General features: G+C 71.9%; 10 protein-coding genes. 5 read left to right on the top strand and 5 right to left on the bottom strand.

The genetic code is table 11. From position 1 onward, the window contains the following. Positions 1-85 precede the first annotated feature (85 nt). Positions 86-2,161: a phage holin family protein gene (locus ABEB03_RS17240; RefSeq protein WP_345649110.1), complete on the top strand. Its 2,076-nt coding sequence runs from the start codon at positions 86-88 to the stop codon at positions 2,159-2,161. A gap of 123 nt (positions 2,162-2,284) precedes the next feature. Here the strand turns inward: ABEB03_RS17240 and ABEB03_RS17235 are convergent, their stop codons facing one another. Further along, positions 2,285-3,907 carry a DUF6345 domain-containing protein gene (locus tag ABEB03_RS17235; RefSeq protein ID WP_345649107.1) on the bottom strand — a complete coding sequence of 541 codons (1,623 nt, stop codon included), beginning with the start codon at positions 3,905-3,907 and terminating at the stop codon, positions 2,285-2,287. Between the two features lie 291 nt (positions 3,908-4,198). Here ABEB03_RS17235 and ABEB03_RS17230 point away from each other — a divergent pair, with 291 nt between their 5' ends. The 4 genes from ABEB03_RS17230 (at position 4,199) to dnaK (ending at position 9,828) form a co-directional block, all read left to right on the top strand. Then, positions 4,199-5,260: an ATP-binding protein gene (locus ABEB03_RS17230; RefSeq protein ID WP_345649104.1), complete on the top strand. Its 1,062-nt coding sequence runs from the start codon at positions 4,199-4,201 to the stop codon at positions 5,258-5,260. A 65-nt stretch (positions 5,261-5,325) separates the two neighbouring features. Next, complete coding sequence (locus ABEB03_RS17225) at positions 5,326-7,062, top strand: vWA domain-containing protein (RefSeq protein ID WP_345649538.1); 1,737 nt, start codon at positions 5,326-5,328, stop codon at positions 7,060-7,062. A 244-nt stretch (positions 7,063-7,306) separates the two neighbouring features. After that, the gene (locus ABEB03_RS17220) at positions 7,307-7,732 is read left to right on the top strand and encodes an OsmC family protein (RefSeq protein ID WP_095937620.1); all 426 of its coding nucleotides are present in this window, start codon (positions 7,307-7,309) and stop codon (positions 7,730-7,732) included. A gap of 221 nt (positions 7,733-7,953) precedes the next feature. Further along, positions 7,954-9,828 (top strand): molecular chaperone DnaK, encoded by a 1,875-nt coding sequence (gene dnaK / locus ABEB03_RS17215; RefSeq protein ID WP_345649098.1) that lies wholly within the window; start codon positions 7,954-7,956, stop codon positions 9,826-9,828. Positions 9,829-9,930: 102 nt separating this feature from the next. Here the strand turns inward: dnaK and narI are convergent, their stop codons facing one another. The 4 genes from narI to ABEB03_RS17195 are packed head-to-tail and all read right to left on the bottom strand — an operon-like array spanning position 9,931 to position 16,587. Then, positions 9,931-10,653 (bottom strand): respiratory nitrate reductase subunit gamma, encoded by a 723-nt coding sequence (gene narI, locus ABEB03_RS17210; protein WP_345649095.1) that lies wholly within the window; start codon positions 10,651-10,653, stop codon positions 9,931-9,933. Further along, positions 10,650-11,300 carry a nitrate reductase molybdenum cofactor assembly chaperone gene (gene narJ / locus ABEB03_RS17205; RefSeq protein ID WP_345649092.1) on the bottom strand — a complete coding sequence of 217 codons (651 nt, stop codon included), beginning with the start codon at positions 11,298-11,300 and terminating at the stop codon, positions 10,650-10,652. Before narJ ends, narI begins: the two co-directional genes overlap by 4 nt. After that, positions 11,297-12,889 (bottom strand): nitrate reductase subunit beta, encoded by a 1,593-nt coding sequence (gene narH / locus ABEB03_RS17200; protein ID WP_345649089.1) that lies wholly within the window; start codon positions 12,887-12,889, stop codon positions 11,297-11,299. The genes narJ and narH overlap by 4 nt, the downstream gene beginning before the upstream one ends. Then, entirely contained in the window at positions 12,889-16,587 is a 3,699-nt protein-coding gene (locus ABEB03_RS17195) for a nitrate reductase subunit alpha (protein WP_345649086.1), read from the bottom strand. Before ABEB03_RS17195 ends, narH begins: the two co-directional genes overlap by 1 nt. Positions 16,588-16,601: the final 14 nt, after the last annotated feature.

The raw sequence follows: 16,601 nt of genomic DNA, 5'->3' as shown, positions 1-16,601 counted from the left end.
CGGCCCGCGGTCCGGTGCCGCCGGTGTGACAGGGTGGGAGCAGGCCTCGCGGACCGGGCGGGCCGCGAGGCGAGGTGGACTGGGCGTGGGTGGAGGACGTTGGCGGCGGTTCCTCAGCGGAGTGTGGCGCAGCATCACCGTCTGGGCCGCGTCCACGGCGACGATGCTCGTCCTCGCCGGTCTGCTGCCCGACTTCCAGCTCCAGTCGGACGACGGCGACAGCGCCACGCAGATCGCCGTCACCGCCGCGGCCGGTGCGGGCGTCTTCGGTCTGCTGTCGTCGCTGGTGTGGCCGCTGCTGGTGCGGGCCCTGCTGCTGGTGCCCGCCCTCGTGCTCGGCCTGCTCGTGTTCTTCCTCAACGGGTCGCTGCTGCTGCTCGCCCTGCGGATCAGCCCCTCCGGCCAGGGTGAGGTCGCCCCGGAGACCGCGGTGGTCGTCGCCGCCGTGATGTCCGCCGTCGCCTCCGCCACGGGCGGTGCCCTGGCCGTACGGGACGACGACGCGTACCGGCGCCGGCTGTACCGGCTCGCCGACCGGCGCCGCCGCCGGGGCGACGGGCGGGCCGGGCCCTCGACTCCCGGCGCCGTCTTCATCCAGCTCGACGGAGTCGGACACGACCTCCTCGTGCAGGCCGCCGGGAAGGGTCTGATGCCGACCGTCGCGCGATGGCTCGGCGGCGACCGCCCCACCCACCGGCTGACGCCCTGGCGCACCGACTGGTCCAGCCAGACCGGCGCCAGCCAGCTCGGCATCCTGCACGGCAGCAACCACGACATCCCGGCCTTCCGGTGGTACGAGAAGGACAGCCAGGAGGTCATGGTCTGCAACCGGCCCACCAGCGCCGCCGAACTCCAGCGCCGGGCCGTGGAGCACACCGGCGACGGAGGGCTGCTCACCGTCGACGGCGCGAGCCGCGGCAACCTGTTCAGCGGTGGCGCCGACCAACTCGCCCTCGTCCTGTCCGTGGCCGCGCGCCGAGGCCGGGAGAACCGCTCGCGGGCCGGGTACTTCGCCTACTTCTCCGACCCCGCCAACGCCGTACGGACCGCCATGTCGTTCGTCGCCGAGGTCTTCCGGGAGATCGGCCAGTCCACCCGGGCGCGGGCGAAGAAGCGGCGGCCACGCGTCAAGCGCGGCGGGCTCTACCCCGTCGTCCGCGCCTTCGCGACCGTCGTCGAGCGGGACGTCGTCGTCGCCGCGGTGATCGGCGACATGCTCGCCGGCCGCAACGCCGTCTACGCGGACCTGGTCGCCTACGACGAGGTGGCGCACCACTCCGGACCGCGCGGCCGGGACGCCGAGAAGGTGCTGGAACGGCTGGACCGCTCGCTCGCGCTGATCGCGAAGGTCGCCGAACACGCCCCTCGGCCGTACCGGATCGTGCTGCTGTCCGATCACGGCCAGAGCCCCGGCGAGACCTTCCTGACCCGCTACGGCCTCAGTCTCGGCAACCTGGTGCGCGCCGGCTGCGGACTGCCCGTGCCGCGCAAGGCGCAGCGCACCCACAGCGGCGCCGAGGCGCGGGCCGCCGTACGGGCCGCGCTGCGCCGGCCCGTCGAGGAGGGCGGCGAGCGGCACCGGCCCGCCCGGCGCCGCTCCGAGCCCATCGTGCTGGCCTCCGGAAATCTCGGCCTGGTCTCCTTCCCGGACGTGCCGCACCGGATGAGCCGGGAGGAGATGGACCGCCGCCATCCCGCGCTGCTGTCCACGCTGGCCAACCACCCCGGCGTCGGCTTCGTGCTCGTGCGCAGCGAGGAGTACGGCGCACTGGTCCTCGCCGCGAACGGCGCGGAGGTGCCGTTGGACGAGCTGGACGACGAACACCCCGGTCCGCTCGCCGACTTCGGGCCGGGCGCGGCCGACGCCGTACGGCGCACACACTCGTTCCCGCACACCGCCGACATCATGGTCAACTCCTGGTACGACCCCGAGGAGGGCGAGGTGCTGGCCTTCGAGGAGCAGATCGGCTCGCACGGCGGACTCGGCGGGGCCCAGGGGCGGCCCTTCCTGCTGTCGCCGGTCACGCTGTCCGCGCCGGTCGGGGACGGCGCCGAACTCGTCGGGGCGGAGCAGGTGCACCAGGTGCTGAGACGGTGGCTGCGCGAGTGCGACGGCCCTCAGGTGCCGCTGGCGGCGCCCCCGAAGGAGCGCGCCGCCTGACGCGCCCCGCAGGAGCGCGCCGCCTGACGCGCCCCCGGTGGGAGGCGCCGCCCGACGGCCCGGCCGCCGGCTGCGATGTCGCGCGCACCGTCCGGCCGGGCCCGCGGGGCGTCCTGCGCCCCGTCAGCGTGCCAGCGGTGCGACCACCCAGCGTCGCGTCCTGAACATGCTGTCGGCCTGCCCGATCTCGATGAGCTTGCGGGCCGCCGGGAACGCCTCGTTGCCCTCGATCTCGTAGCCCACCTGTGAGGTGCCCGGCACGTCGCGGATCTCCAGCCGACGGCGTACGTCGTCGGCCGGGCGCTGTGCGTCCGAGCCCACCACGGCGAGATGCTCGACCAGCCTGAGCTGGGCCGCGGCGAGCGACTCGGCCGGGTCACGGGGGAGCGGCGCCACCGCGGCCCGTGGCCCCTCACCGGCCGGCGGGGCCACCACCGAACTGGGCGTGCGCGTCGATCCCGCGGCCTCACGCGTCGACAGGTGGGCCTGCACCACGGTCCCGTCGTTGTCCAGCGCCACCCGGATCTCGCCCCGGCCCGGCGTGATCACCGGGATCCCGTCGAATGCTTGACGGAACGTCACATGTGTTTCCAGTGAGACGGGTTGACCGAGCTGCGAGCCGTCCTTGGTGCCGGAGTTCTGCCACAGGTCGTGCACGGACTCCACGATCAGTTCGGCGCCGTCCGCGTGCCGCTCGGCGAAGGCGCGCGCCAGATCCACCGCCCGGCCGGTGTCCAGCTGCTCGGTGTTGCGGTGGTTGGCCTCCGCGAGCCTGACCCAGCGCGCGGCCAGCGGTGCCGTCGCCACGTACCGGTCGCCGGAGTTCGCGCTCAGCACGCCCTGCCGCTCGACCTGGACCTCCTGGAGGGCGGCCGGCGGGAAGTCCGCCAGCCGTCCGAGCCGGGCGAGTTCGGCGCTCGGGTCGCGCGGCGCGAGCTGCACGGTCAGCTCCGGCACCACGGTCGCCGCCTCGCGCAGGCTGCTGCGGGCGTAGTACCAGCGCCAGGCGTACCACGCGTCGGAGACGTGCTCGCGGAAGAAGTTCCGCTCGGAGTTGAGACGGTTCGTCGCCTCGGCCTGCGTGGGGCCGGTGGCCGCGACCGACGGGGCCTGCCCGTGGTAGATGTCCCACGAGGCGTTCAGCCAGGCGTCGCAGAAGGTCTGTCCGGCCCGCCACTTCTCCCAGAACTTCCGGCCGTAGTCGGGGCTGTCGATGCTCGTCGACTCGAACCCGAAGAGCATCCGCGACCCGAGGTTGGGGCCCGCCCAGGTGCGGATCGGGGTGTGCCCGTCCAGGACGCGCACCGAGTTGCAGGTCGACCAGAAGACGTAGTTCACCTTCTCGTCGCCGAACGCCATGTTGGTGGACACGGCGTCACTGCGGCCGTCCCACACCGCGCCGAGCGGCGCGAAGAACACCCCGTTGCCGTCCATGCCGCCGTGTCCGGAGTGGTAGACGGCGACGACGGCGTCCACACCGTAGCGGTCCTGCCAGTTGTCGTACGCCTGCTCGTACGCCCACACCTGCGCGCCGCCGTCCGCGAACCAGAAGTTGCGGTCGTAGAACTGCTGGAGATAGGCGAGCCACCCGGTGGCGTCCTCGTGCGTGTGCGAGAGCGGGTTCTGGTTCACGAACTTCTGGATGCTGAAAGCTCCCCACCAGCCGAACGTCGAATCCCGGCCGGCCGCGCCCGGCTTGCCCGAGTCGAGCGGCGACGGACCACGGTCCGAGTAGATCATGCGCATGGTCAAACCCCCTGATGGTCCACCTCGCCGCGCTCGGTCCCGGAGGGGCGAGGGGGCCTCAAAATGTCACCGCGGCAGGGGTTTGCCCAGCGCGCATACCGGCCATCGGGGCAGCGCCCCGGGCATGTCACGACGCCCCACGTGCCGCTTCGGAAAGGCCCCGCGAGCGGCGGGGAGCGGTCCCACACACGAGAAAATGGGCTGCGACGGCCGGGCACCGGTGCCCACACTGTTCGCATCGGACACCGCGCACCTGCGGCCCCCTGTCGAACAACCCCGAGGAGCCCGCGCGTGCAGGCAGCCGTCACCGTCACCCCCGCCCGCATACCGGAACTGCTGCTCGGTCTCGCGACCGTACGGCCGGTCTTCATCTGGGGCGCGCCCGGCATCGGGAAGTCCTCCCTCGTAAGGGAGTTCGCCGAATCGCTGGGCCTGGAGTGCGTGAGCCTGCTCGGTACCCAGCTGGCCCCCGAGGACCTCATCGGCGTGCCGCAGATCCGCGACGGCCGCTCGGTGTTCTGCCCGCCCGAGGCGATCGCCCGCGACGAGCCGTACTGCCTGTTCCTCGACGAACTGAACGCGGCGACCCCCGACGTGCAGAAGGCCTTCTACTCGCTGATCCTGGACCGCCGCATCGGCAACTACGAACTGCCGAAGGGCTCCATCGTGATCGGCGCGGGCAACCGAGCGACCGACAACGCGCTGGCCCGGCCCATCGCCTCGGCCCTCGTCAACCGCCTCACCCATGTGCACCTGGAGGCGTCGCCGAAGGACTGGCTCGCCTGGGCCGCCGCCCACGACATCCACCCCTGGGTCCTCGACCACCTCGCCGACCGGCCCGACCACCTGTGGTCCAGACCGCCGAAGACGGAGGAGCCCTTCTCCACGCCCCGCTCCTGGCACATGCTCTCCGACGCCCTGCACTCCTTCGGCGCCGCCCTGGACGAAGCCACGCTGAAGGTGATCGCGCACGGCACGCTGACCCCCGCGCACGCCGTCGCCTTCTGCGGCTACGTCAAGATCGTGCGCAGCCGCTTCGGCATCGAGGCGATCGTCAAGGGCGACGCCCGCTGGCCCCACCGCCCCGAGGACCGCGACCTGCTCTACTACCTCGCCGAGTCCTTCCGCGGCCGCCTCGTCAAGGAACTGCCCGCCGACCGGGAGCATCTCTCCGAGAACGGCCGCCAGACCGCGTACCGGGCCAAGTCCCTCCTCGTCCAGCTCGCCGAGATCTCCGTCGAGGTCGCCCAGACCGTCATCACCGGCGACGCCGACGGCAATCCCGTCCTGCCCGCGTGGTTCCTGGTGGAGGCGGCCCGGGACATGCCGCGCCTCGTCGAGGCCCGGCAGTGAGCCGGCGCCACGCCCAGGACCCCGAGGACAAGCCGGACCCGGCCGCCGAGGCCTTCGCCGAGGGCATGCGGCTGGTGCGCGCCAACCGTGCGCTGGCCGCCGTCGGATTCAGCACCTGCCGTCAGGAGAGCTGCGCGCGGGCGCCCGAGGACGGACTGGTGCGTGTCGACTCCGACGGGGTCCTGCACGTCCACCCCACCCGCCGCGCCGAACCCGCCGCCTGGGCCTGGGCCGTCGCCCACGCCGTCATCCACCTCGGCTTCGGCCACGTACCGGCCGCCACCGGCGAGCGTGAACAGCCCGACCGCTGCGCCCTCGCCGCCCGCTGCGTCGTGGTCAACCGCTTCCTGCTCGGGTTCCCGATCGGCCTCACCCCCGAGGACCTGCCGGCCTCCTACCCCGACGGCGACGAGGAGAAGCTCGCCACGCGCTGGCGCCGGGACGGCATCCCGCCCATGTACGAGCACTGCGGCACGGCCGGCGGCGCGCCGGACCAGGTGCTCGTGCCGTGGAACAGCTGGACCGGCGGCAGCCCGCCGGACTGGCCGACCGCCTTCGCGCACGCCCTGACCCGCACCGTGTCCGCGGCCATGGACATGGCCGGCGGCCGGCGGGCCTCCATGCGCGGCGGACCCGTCCGGCTCCAGCCCTGGGAAAGAGCGCTGAGCTGGTTCGTCTCCTCCTACCCGCTGCTCGGCGGGATCGCCGCCGGCATCACCCTGGTCGCCGACGCCGAACTCGCCCGCGCCCACGGCATCTCCGTCGCCGCCGTCGACGCGGAGGCCGCCGAGATCTACATCAACCCGCTCCGTCGGTTCGACGACGAGGAGTGGCGGTTCGTCCTCGCCCACGAGATGCTGCACGCCGCCCTCAGACACGGCGACCGCTGCGGCCCCCGCGACCCCTACCTCTTCAACGTCGCCGCCGACTACGTGGTCAACGGCTGGCTGTGCGAGATGCAGATCGGCACGATGCCCGAAGGGCTGCTGTACGACCCGGACCTCAAGGACCTGTCCGCGGAGGAGGTCTACGACCGGATCGCCGGGGACCTGCGACGGGCCCGCCGCCTGTCCACGCTGCGCGGCAAGGGCGCGGGCGACATCCTCGGCGGCCCGCTCGGCGCACCGCGCGACTACGTCGACCTCGACGAGTTCTACCGCCGGGGACTCGCCCACGGCCTCGACCTCCACAAGCAGCAGGAGCGCGGATACCTGCCGGGCGGACTGGTGGAGGACATCCGCGCGCTCAGCCACCCGCCGCTGCCCTGGGACGCCCGACTGGCCCGCTGGTTCGACGAGTTCGTGCCCCGTCCCGAGCCGGTGCGCAGCTACGCGCGTCCGGCCCGCCGCCAGGCGTCCACCCCCGACATCCCGCGCGCGGGGCGCCACTTCCCGCCCGAGGAGATCGCCCGCTGCACCTTCGGCGTCGTCCTCGACACCTCGGGCTCCATGGACCGCACGCTGCTCGGCAAGGCCCTGGGCGCGATCGCCTCGTACGCCGACGCCCGTGACGTACCCGCCGCCCGGGTCGTCTTCTGCGACGCCGCGCCGCACGACGCGGGCTATCTGCCGGTCACCGAGATCGCCGGACGCGTCCGCGTGCACGGACGCGGCGGCACGGTGCTCCAGCCCGGCATCGACCTGCTGCACCGCGCCGACGACTTCCCGCCGGGCGCACCCGTGCTGGTGATCACGGACGGCGAGTGCGACGTGCTGCGGGTGCGCCGCGAGCACGCGTATCTGATCCCGCAGGGCGCACGGCTCCCCTTCACCGCACGCGGGCCGGTCTTCCGGGTGCGGTGACGTGTCCGCCGTGGGCCGCGGCATGCCCGCTGCGGGAGGCGCCCCCGCCGAATCCCCTGATTCCCCGAGCACTTGACCGGGCCCGGACCGGCTCGGGCCGACGGGCCCGCCCCTCACCCCCGCCGGGGGAATCACCTGCACGGTCCGGCAGGTCGGCGTCGTATCGGGTGGGTGCGGGGGGCCCGGGTGTGATCGGATGAGGGCACGGCCCCCGGGAGGGGGACCACACGCGAAAGGAATCATCGTGGCAACCACGCGCACCGCACACACCGTGTGGGAAGGCAACCTGCTCGAAGGCAACGGCGTCGTCACCTTCGACTCCTCCGGCATCGGCCAGCAGCCGGTGACGTGGGCGTCGCGGGCCCAGGACGCGAACGGCAAGACCAGCCCCGAGGAACTGATCGCCGCCGCCCACTCCAGCTGCTTCTCCATGGCGCTGTCGCACGCCCTGGCCGGCGCCGGTACCCCGCCCGCCAAGCTCGTGACCAACGCCGACGTCACGTTCCAGCCCGGCGAGGGCATCACCGGCATCCACCTCACCGTCGAGGGCACGGTGCCCGGCCTCGACAACGACGGCTTCGTCGCGGCGGCGGAGGAGGCCAAGAAGAACTGCCCGGTCAGCCAGGCGCTGACCGGCACGACGATCACCCTGTCGGCGAAGCTCGCCTGACAGCCGTCCGCACCGCTGCCGCGGCTCCCCTCCCGGGGCCGCGGCAGCGCCGTGTCCGGGCCGCCGTGCCGCCGCGCGGCCCGCCGGGAGGGCCGCCGCGACGGCCCCGTGCGGTCCTGCCGGGCCGCGGCGACCCCCGGCAGCGGGCATCCGTCCCATTGACAACCAGGCACTCGAGTTTTGTGCTGGATATCGGGCAGAGTTCGCGGAAGGGGACGGACATGACACGTGCGGTCGGGATCGATCTCGGGACGACGAACTCGGTGGTGGCCGTCCTGGAGGGCGGCGACCCCACCGTGGTCGCGAACGCCGAGGGTGCGCGCACCACACCGTCCGTGGTGGCCTTCGCCAAGAACGGCGACGTGCTCGTCGGCGAGGTCGCCAAGCGGCAGGCGGTCACGAACGTGGAGCGCACGGCACGCTCCGTGAAGCGGCACATGGGCGACGTGAGCTGGCGCTTCCCGGAGAGCGGCTCCGTCGACGGCACCCGCTACCGGGCGCAGGAGCTGTCCGCGCGGGTGCTGCAGAAGCTGAAGCGCGACGCCGAGGCGTATCTCGGCGAGGACGTCACGGACGCCGTGATCACGGTGCCCGCCTACTTCGACGACGCGCAGCGCCAGGCCACCAAGGAGGCCGGCGAGATCGCGGGGCTCAAGGTCCTGCGCATCATCAACGAGCCCACGGCGGCGGCCCTGGCGTACGGGCTGGACCGGGGCGAGGAGCAGACCGTCCTGGTCTTCGACCTCGGCGGAGGAACCTTCGACGTCTCGCTCCTGGAGATCGGCGACGGCGTCATCGAGGTGAAGGCCACCAACGGCGACACCCGGCTCGGCGGCGACGACTGGGACCAGCGGATCGTGGAACACCTCGCCCAGCGCTTCAAGGCCGGGCACGGCATCGACCTGGGCCGCGACAAGATGGCGCTCCAGCGGCTGCGCGAGGGCGCCGAGAAGGCCAAGATCGAGCTGTCCAGCTCGACCGAGACGACCGTCAACCTGCCCTACATCACCGCCACCGCCGACGGCCCGCTGCACCTCGACGAGAAGCTGACCCGGGCGCAGTTCCAGGAGCTCACCGCGGACCTGCTCGACCGCTGCCGCACCCCCTTCCACCAGGCGGTCAAGGACGCGGGCGTGAAACTGTCGACGGTCGACCACGTCATCCTGGTCGGCGGCTCCACCCGTATGCCCGCCGTCACCGACCTGGTGAAGGAGCTCACCGGCAAGGACCCGCACAAGGGCGTCAACCCCGACGAGGTCGTCGCGGTCGGCGCCGCGTTGCAGGCCGGAGTGATCCGCGGCGACGTCAAGGACGTGCTGCTGCTCGACGTGACCCCGCTGTCCCTCGGCATCGAGACCAAGGGCGGCATCATGACCAAGCTCATCGAGCGCAACACGACGATCCCGACCAGGCGTTCGGAGATCTTCACGACGGCCGCGGACAACCAGCCCTCGGTGGGCATCCAGGTCTACCAGGGAGAGCGGGAGATCGCCGCGTACAACAAGAAGCTCGGCGTCTTCGACCTCACCGGGCTGCCGCCCGCGCCGCGCGGGGTCCCGCAGATCGAGGTCGCCTTCGACATCGACGCGAACGGCATCATGCACGTCGCGGCGAAGGACCTCGCCACCGGTCGCGAACAGAAGATGACCGTCACCGGTGGCTCCGCCCTGCCCAAGGACGACATCGACCGCATGATGCGCGAGGCCGAGCAGTACGCCGAGGACGACCGCAGGCGCCGGGAGGAGGCGGAGACCCGCAACCAGGCCGAACAGCTCGTCTACCAGACGGAGAAGTTCCTCCGCGAGAACGAGGACCGCGTTCCGCCGGACACCAGGACGGAGGTGCAGGCCGCGGCGGCCGACCTGAAGAGCCTCCTGGAGGGCTCCACCGACACGGCCGTGCTGCGCGAAGGCATCGAGAAGCTGGCCACCGTCAGCCAGCAGATGGGCCAGGCCATGTACGCGCAGGCCCAGCAGAACCGGCCCCCGCAGGATGCGCCCCCCACGGAGCAGGCGCAGGGGGACGAGGAGGGCGTGGTGGACGCGGAGATCGTCGACGAGACCAGGGACGGCGAGGCGAAGGGCGGCGCCGCCTGACCGGCCGCCGGGCGAGCGAGCCTCGCTGCGTGTGCGTGTGCGTGTGCGTGTGCGTGTGCGGGTGCGGGTGCGGGCACGTGTGCGGGCGCGGGCGCGTGCCGGTCAGGCGTCCGTCCGTTCCCAGCCGCGCCGTGGGGGCCGTGGTCCGAGCTGCCGCGGGTCGCGGGAGCGGTACACGACGTACGGCCGGAACAGGTACTGCACCGGGGCGCTGAACATGTGCACCAGCCGCGTGTACGGGACGAGCGCGATGAGCACCATCCCGATGACCGCGTGGACCTGGTACAGCACCGGTACCCCCTCCATCAGCCCCGTCCTGGGCCGCAGTGTGAACAGACTGCGCGCCCAGGGCGCGATGGTCTCGCGGTAGTTGTAGCCGTCGCCCGAGGTGTGCGTCAGCTTCGCGATCATGCCCATCACGATGGCGCCGAGCAGCACCACGTACATCAGCTTGTCGTTGACGGTCGTCGCGCGGAACACCGGCGAGTTGGTGCGCCGGCGGTAGATCAGCAGCACGATGCCGAGCACCGTGAGGACACCGGCCGCCGTGCCCCCGTACAACGAGAACAGGTGGTACGTGTGCTCGCTGACGCCGAGCGACCGCGTCCAGGACTCGGGGACGAACAGCCCCACCAGATGCCCGGCGAGCACGAACAGGATCCCGTAGTGGAAGGCGGGGGAGGCGATGTTCAGCAACCTCGACTCGTAGACCTGGGACGAGCGCGTGGTCCAGCCGAACTTGTCGTAGCGGTGGCGCCAGACGAGTCCCGCGACGAGCAGTGCGAGGGCGATGTACGGCAGGGCGCCCCACAGGAGCGTGCTCATGAGTTCTCTCCGATGCCGGCGAGGGGTTCGGCAGCGGCGGGGGCGGACGGCGCCGGGCCGCCGAAGGGATCGAGGCCGCCGGACGGTTCGAGACCGCCGAAGGGTTCGAGGCCGACCTCCTCGCGCGGCGGCCCCGACCGGGCCAGCGCGAGGGCCTCGGCACGGTCCTTGGGGGAGGGACCGGGGAGCGTGGCGCACACCGCGTCGAGCACGGACGCGTACGGCGTCCCGAAGTCGGTGAGCGCGAGACGCAGCAGCTCCAGCCCGGCGCGGTGCTCGCGCAGCAGGAACGGACCGGCATGCGCGGAGAACTCCAGGACCGCCGGGAGGAAGTCCGGCAGCTCCTCACCGGTGAACTCCATGCCGTGTTCCCGGTACACCTGCTTGAAGCGCACCAGCGACATGCCGCGCCGCCGGGTGTCGCCGTCGCGCCACCAGCTCAGGTAGAGGCTGTGCCGGTTCTTGAAGTCGAAGACCTGGACGTAGTGAGCGGCCAGGTCCTGGGCCGGCTCGGCGGCCGCGTGACCGAGGAACTCCGCGAGTTCCGGGGCCGCCGCGCGCAACAGCCCGAGCCGCTCGCGGAACGTCTCGTCCGGGTACGACAGGCAGTACGCGGCGGCCTGGTAGAGCACGGCGTGCGGCTTCATGTGTCCTCCCGGTCCGTCGTCTGCCGCCGGCGCAGGACATGGAAGTTCTCCACGGACACGAGCGGCAGCCGTCTGCGGCCCGAGTCCTGGCCGAAGGGCCCGTCGCCGCCCATGCCGGGCCCGCCCTCGTAGTCGAGACTGCATCCGTCGGGCAGCGCGGACTCCTCCAGGCGCCGGGCGTCCCCGACGGCGGCCGTCGGAATCACGTACCGCTCCTCGTACTTGGCGATCGCCAGCAGCCGGTACATCTCCTCGATCTCCGTGCCGCTCATGCCGACCGACGCGGCGATCGACGCGTCGGGCGGGTCGCCGAGGTTGAGGGCGCGCATGTGGGAGCGCATGGCGGCGAGTCTGCCGAGGGAGGCGCGGACCGGCCCGACGTCGCCCGCGGTGAAGAGTTCGGCGAGGTACTCGAGCGGGATGCGCAGGGTGTCGATCGCGCCGAACAGGTTGTCCAGGTCCTCCCCGTCGTGCCCGGTCCCGGTCAGTGCCTCGACGACGGGGGACAGCGGCGGGATGTACCAGACCATGGGCATCGTGCGGTACTCCGGATGCAGGGGCAGCGCCACCCGGTACTTGCTGATCAGGGCGTGCACGGGGGAGCGCCGGGCCGCCTCCACCCAGTCGTGCGGGATCCCGGCCTCCTCGGCGGCACCGCGCACGGCGGGGTCCTCGGGGTCGAGGAACACGCCCAACTGGGCTTCGTACAGGGCCTTGTCGTCCGCGGTGGACGCGGCGGCGGTGACCCGGTCGGCGTCGTAGAGCATCACCCCGAGGTAGCGCAGCCGGCCCACGCACGTCTCGGAGCAGACGGTCGGCAGCCCGACCTCCACCCGCGGGTAGCACAGCGTGCACTTCTCGGCCTTGCCGGTCCGGTGGTTGAAGTACACCTTCTTGTACGGGCAGCCGGTGACGCACATGCGCCAGCCCCGGCAGCGGTCCTGGTCGACCAGGACGATGCCGTCCTCGGTCCGCTTGTACATGGCGCCCGACGGGCAGGACGCCACGCACGACGGGTTGAGGCAGTGCTCGCAGATGCGCGGCAGATAGAACATGAAGGTCTCCTCGAAGGAGAACCTCACCTTCTCCGAGGCCTGTTCGCGCAGGCGTTGCACCATCGGGTCCTGCTCGGCGAGTTCCGGGGCCCCCGCCAGGTTGTCGTCCCAGTTCGAGGACCACTCGATCTTCATCGGCTTCCCGGTCAGCTGCGAGACGGGCCGCGCCACCGGGAAGTCGTCGCCGAGCGGGGCCTCGGTGAGGTTCCGGTAGTCGTACGTCCAGGGCTCGTAGTAGTCCTTGATCTCAGGGAGTTCGGGGTTGGAGAAGATTCCCGCGAGCTTGTGGAGGCGTCCGCCGGCCTTGAGCCTGAGCGCGCCGCGCCGGTTGAGCTCCCAGCCGCCGCGCCACTTCTCCTGGTCCTCGTAGCGACGGGGATAGCCCTGGCCCGGTCTGGTCTCGACGTTGTTGAACCAGACGTACTCCATGCCGTTGCGGTTGGTCCACGCCTGCTTGCAGGTCACCGAACAGGTGTGGCAGCCGATGCACTTGTCGAGGTTCATGACCATCGCGATCTGGGCCATCGGGCGCATCAGTACTCGACCTCCTGGCTGCGGCGGCGGACGACCGTCACCTCGTCGCGCTGGTTGCCCGTCGGGCCCAGATAGTTGAACGCCCAGGACAACTGGGCGTAACCGCCGATGAGATGGGACGGCTTGAGGAGCAGCCGGGTCAGCGAGTTGTGGATCCCGCCGCGCCTGCCGGTGGCCTCCGCCTTCGGGACGTTCACCGTGCGCTCCTGGGCGTGGTGCATGTAGACCGTGCCCGCCGGCATCCGGTGCGAGACCACCGCGCGGGCCACCACCACGCCGTTGCGGTTCACCGCCTCGACCCAGTCGTCGTCCCGCACACCGATCGCCGCCGCGTCCTTCGGGGACATCCAGATGTTCTGGCCGCCCCGCGACAACGACAGCATGAACAGGTTGTCCTGGTACTCGGAGTGGATGGACCACTTGTTGTGCGGCGTCAGATAACGGACCGTCACCTCCGTCTGTCCGTCGGCTCCGAGGCGCGGCTCGCCGAACAGCCGGTGCATGTCCAGCGGCGGCCGGTACACCGGCAGTGCCTCGCCCAGTTCGTGCATCCAGTCGTGGTCCAGGAAGAAGTGCTGACGTCCGGTGAGCGTGTGCCAGGGCTTGAGGTGCTCGGTGTTGAGGGTGAACGCCGTGTAGCGCCGGCCGCCCGACTCGCTGCCCGACCACTCCGGCGAGGTGATCACCGGCACCGGCGCGGCCTGGGTGTCCGCGTACGTGATCCGCTTGCCCTCGTGCTCGGAGGCCAGGTGCGCCATGTCCTGCCCCGTGCGCGCCTCCAGGGTGCGGAACCCCTGGGTGGCCAGCCGCCCGTTGGTCGTCCCGGACAGCGCGAGGATCGTGTTCGCCGCCCTCACCGCCGTGTCGAGCGCGGGCCGCCCGTCGGCGGGGCCGCCGCGCACGACGCCGTTCAGCTCCCGCAGCCGCTCGACCTCCTCGTCCGGCCGCAGGACGATGCCCTTCGCGGGCAGCCCCAGCCGCTCCACCAGCGGGCCGAGCGCCGTGAACTTGGCACCGATCGCCGTGTAGTCGCGCTCCACCACCGCCAGGTTCGGCAGGGTCTCGCCGGGCACCGGATCGCACTCGCCGCGCTTCCAGTCGCGCACCACCCCACCGGGCTGGGCGACCTCGCCGGGGGTGTCGTGCTGGAGGGCGGTGGCCACCAGGTCCTTGCGCACACCGAGATGGTCGACGGCGAGTTCGCTCAGCCGCTCGGCCAGCGCCTTGAACGTCTCGAAGTCGGTGCGGGCCTGCCACGGCGGGTCCACCGCCGGGGCGAAGGAGTGCACGTAGGGATGCATGTCGGTGGTCGACAGGTCGTGCTTCTCGTACCAGGTCGCCGCGGGCAGGACCACGTCCGACAACAGCGTCGAGGAGGTCTGCCGGAAGTCGAGGGAGAGCAGCAGGTCGAGCTTGCCCTCAGGGGCCTCCTCCCGCCAGGTCACGTCCCGGGGGCGGACCTCGAGCTCCGCCTCCTCGGCGCGCAGCGACGAATGGGTGCCCAGCAGATGCCGGGTGAAGTACTCGGCGCCCTTCGCCGACGAGCCGAGCAGGTTGGCGCGCCACAGAGTGAGCACGCGCGGCCAGTTCTCCGGCGCGTCGGGGTCCTCGCAGGCGAACTTCAAGGTGCCCGACCGCAGTTCGGCCACCGCGTTGGCCACCGGATCGCCGAACGACGCACCCAGCTCCAGCGGATTGCGGTCGAACGTCGGATACGACGGCATCCACCCCACGCGAGCCGACAGCGCCAGGCAGTCCGCCGCCGTCATGCCCGCGAAACGGCCCTCGCCGAGCGGGGAGGCGAGCACGTCGGCCGTGAACCGGTCGTAGCGCCACTGGTCGGTGTTGAGGAACCAGTACGCGGTGCCGATCATCTGCCGCGGCGGCCGGCTCCAGTCGCCGGCCCCCGCGAGCGTGGCCCAGCCGGTGGCCGGGCGGCACTTCTCCTGGCCCACGTAATGCGCCCAGCCGCCGCCGTTGCGGCCCTGGCAGCCGGTGAGCTGGAGCAGCGCGAGGAACGCCCGGTAGATCGTCTCGGAGTGGAACCAGTGATTGGTCCCCGCACCCATCAGGATCATGCAGCGGCCCCGCGACCGCTCGGCCGTGCGCGCGAACTCCCGGGCGATCCTCACGCACTTGGCCGCCGGGACCGAGGTGTGGACCTCCTGCCAGCCGGGCGTCCCCGGCGTCCCGGCGTCCTCGTACGAGGACGGCCAGTCGCCCGGCAGACCGGGCCGTCCCACCCCGTACTGCGCGAGCAGGAGATCGAAGACCGTCGTCACCAGCGGACCCCCGCGCCCGCCCAGCTGCGTCGCCGGAACACCCCGGCGCACGACGTCGCCACGGCCCTGGCCGTGCTCGCCGCCCTCGGTGTCGAAACGCGGCAGCAGCACCTCGACCCCGCCCGCCGCCTCGTGCCCGTACAGTGTCAACTCAGGCTCGATCTCCCCCAGATCGAGGTTCCACCTGCCCTTGCCGGACTCCGTCCAGCGGAAGCCTAGGGAGCCGCCCGGCACCACCGCCCGGCCGGTCACCGAGTCCAGCACCACCGTCTTCCACTCGGCGCCCTCGCCGGCCCGGCCCACCTCGGTGGCGCGCAGGAACTTCCCGGGGACGTACGCGCCGTCCTCCTTCTCCGTCAGCGTCACCAGGAACGGCAGATCGGTGAACTTCCGTACGTAGTCGGTGAAGAAGGGCGTCCGGCGGTCGACGAAGAACTCCTTGAGGACGACATGCCCCATCGCGAGAGCGAGTGCGCCGTCCGTGCCGGGATGAGGGTGCAGCCACTCGTCCGCGAACTTCGCGTTGTCCGCGTAGTCCGGCGCGACCACCACCACCTTCTGGCCGCGGTAACGGGCCTCCGCCATCCAGTGGGCGTCCGGCGTCCGGGTCACCGGGACGTTCGAACCCCACATCATCAGGTACGCGGCGTCCCACCAGTCGCCCGACTCCGGCACATCGGTCTGGTCGCCGAACACCTGTGGCGAAGCGACCGGCAGATCGGCGTACCAGTCGTAGAAGGAGAGCATCGGCGCGCCGATCAGGCTCATGAATCGTGCACCGGCCGCATGCGACACCATCGACATCGCGGGGATGGGGGAGAACCCGGCGATGCGGTCCGGGCCGTGCGCCTTGATCGTGTGGACGTGCGCCGCGGCGACCAGCTCGACCGCCTCGTCCCAGCCGGCCCGCACCAGGCCGCCCTTGCCGCGCGCCCGCTGGTAGCGACGGCGGCGCTCCGGGTCTCCCTGGATGTCCGCCCAGGCCAGCACGGGATCACCCAGCCGCCCCTTCGCCTCCCGGAACATCTCCAGCAGGACGCCCCGGACGTAGGGGTGACGGACCCGGGTGGGGGAGTACGTGTACCAGGAGAACGCGGCGCCCCGCGGACAGCCGCGCGGCTCGTACTCGGGACGGTCGGGCCCCACCGACGGATAGTCCGTCTCCTGGGTCTCCCACGTGATGATGCCGTCCTTGACGTACACCTTCCAGCGGCAGGAGCCGGTGCAGTTCACCCCGTGCGTCGAGTGCACGACCTTGTCGTGACTCCAGCGGTCCCGGTAGAAGGAGTCCGCCTCGCGGCCGCCGGTCAGACCGATGCTGTGCAGGTCGGGTGCCGCTGTGCCGTGGCGGAAGAACCGTCCGGCACGCAGCAGCGCCGCGCCCGGTTCGGTGGGCGGTGTCCGCGTGTCCGTCACGTGCGCTCCCTTGC

This window comes from Streptomyces siamensis (assembly GCF_039543605.1).
In the GTDB taxonomy this organism is placed as follows: domain Bacteria; phylum Actinomycetota; class Actinomycetes; order Streptomycetales; family Streptomycetaceae; genus Streptomyces; species Streptomyces siamensis.
This window is presented reverse-complemented; position numbering and strand designations above follow the sequence as displayed.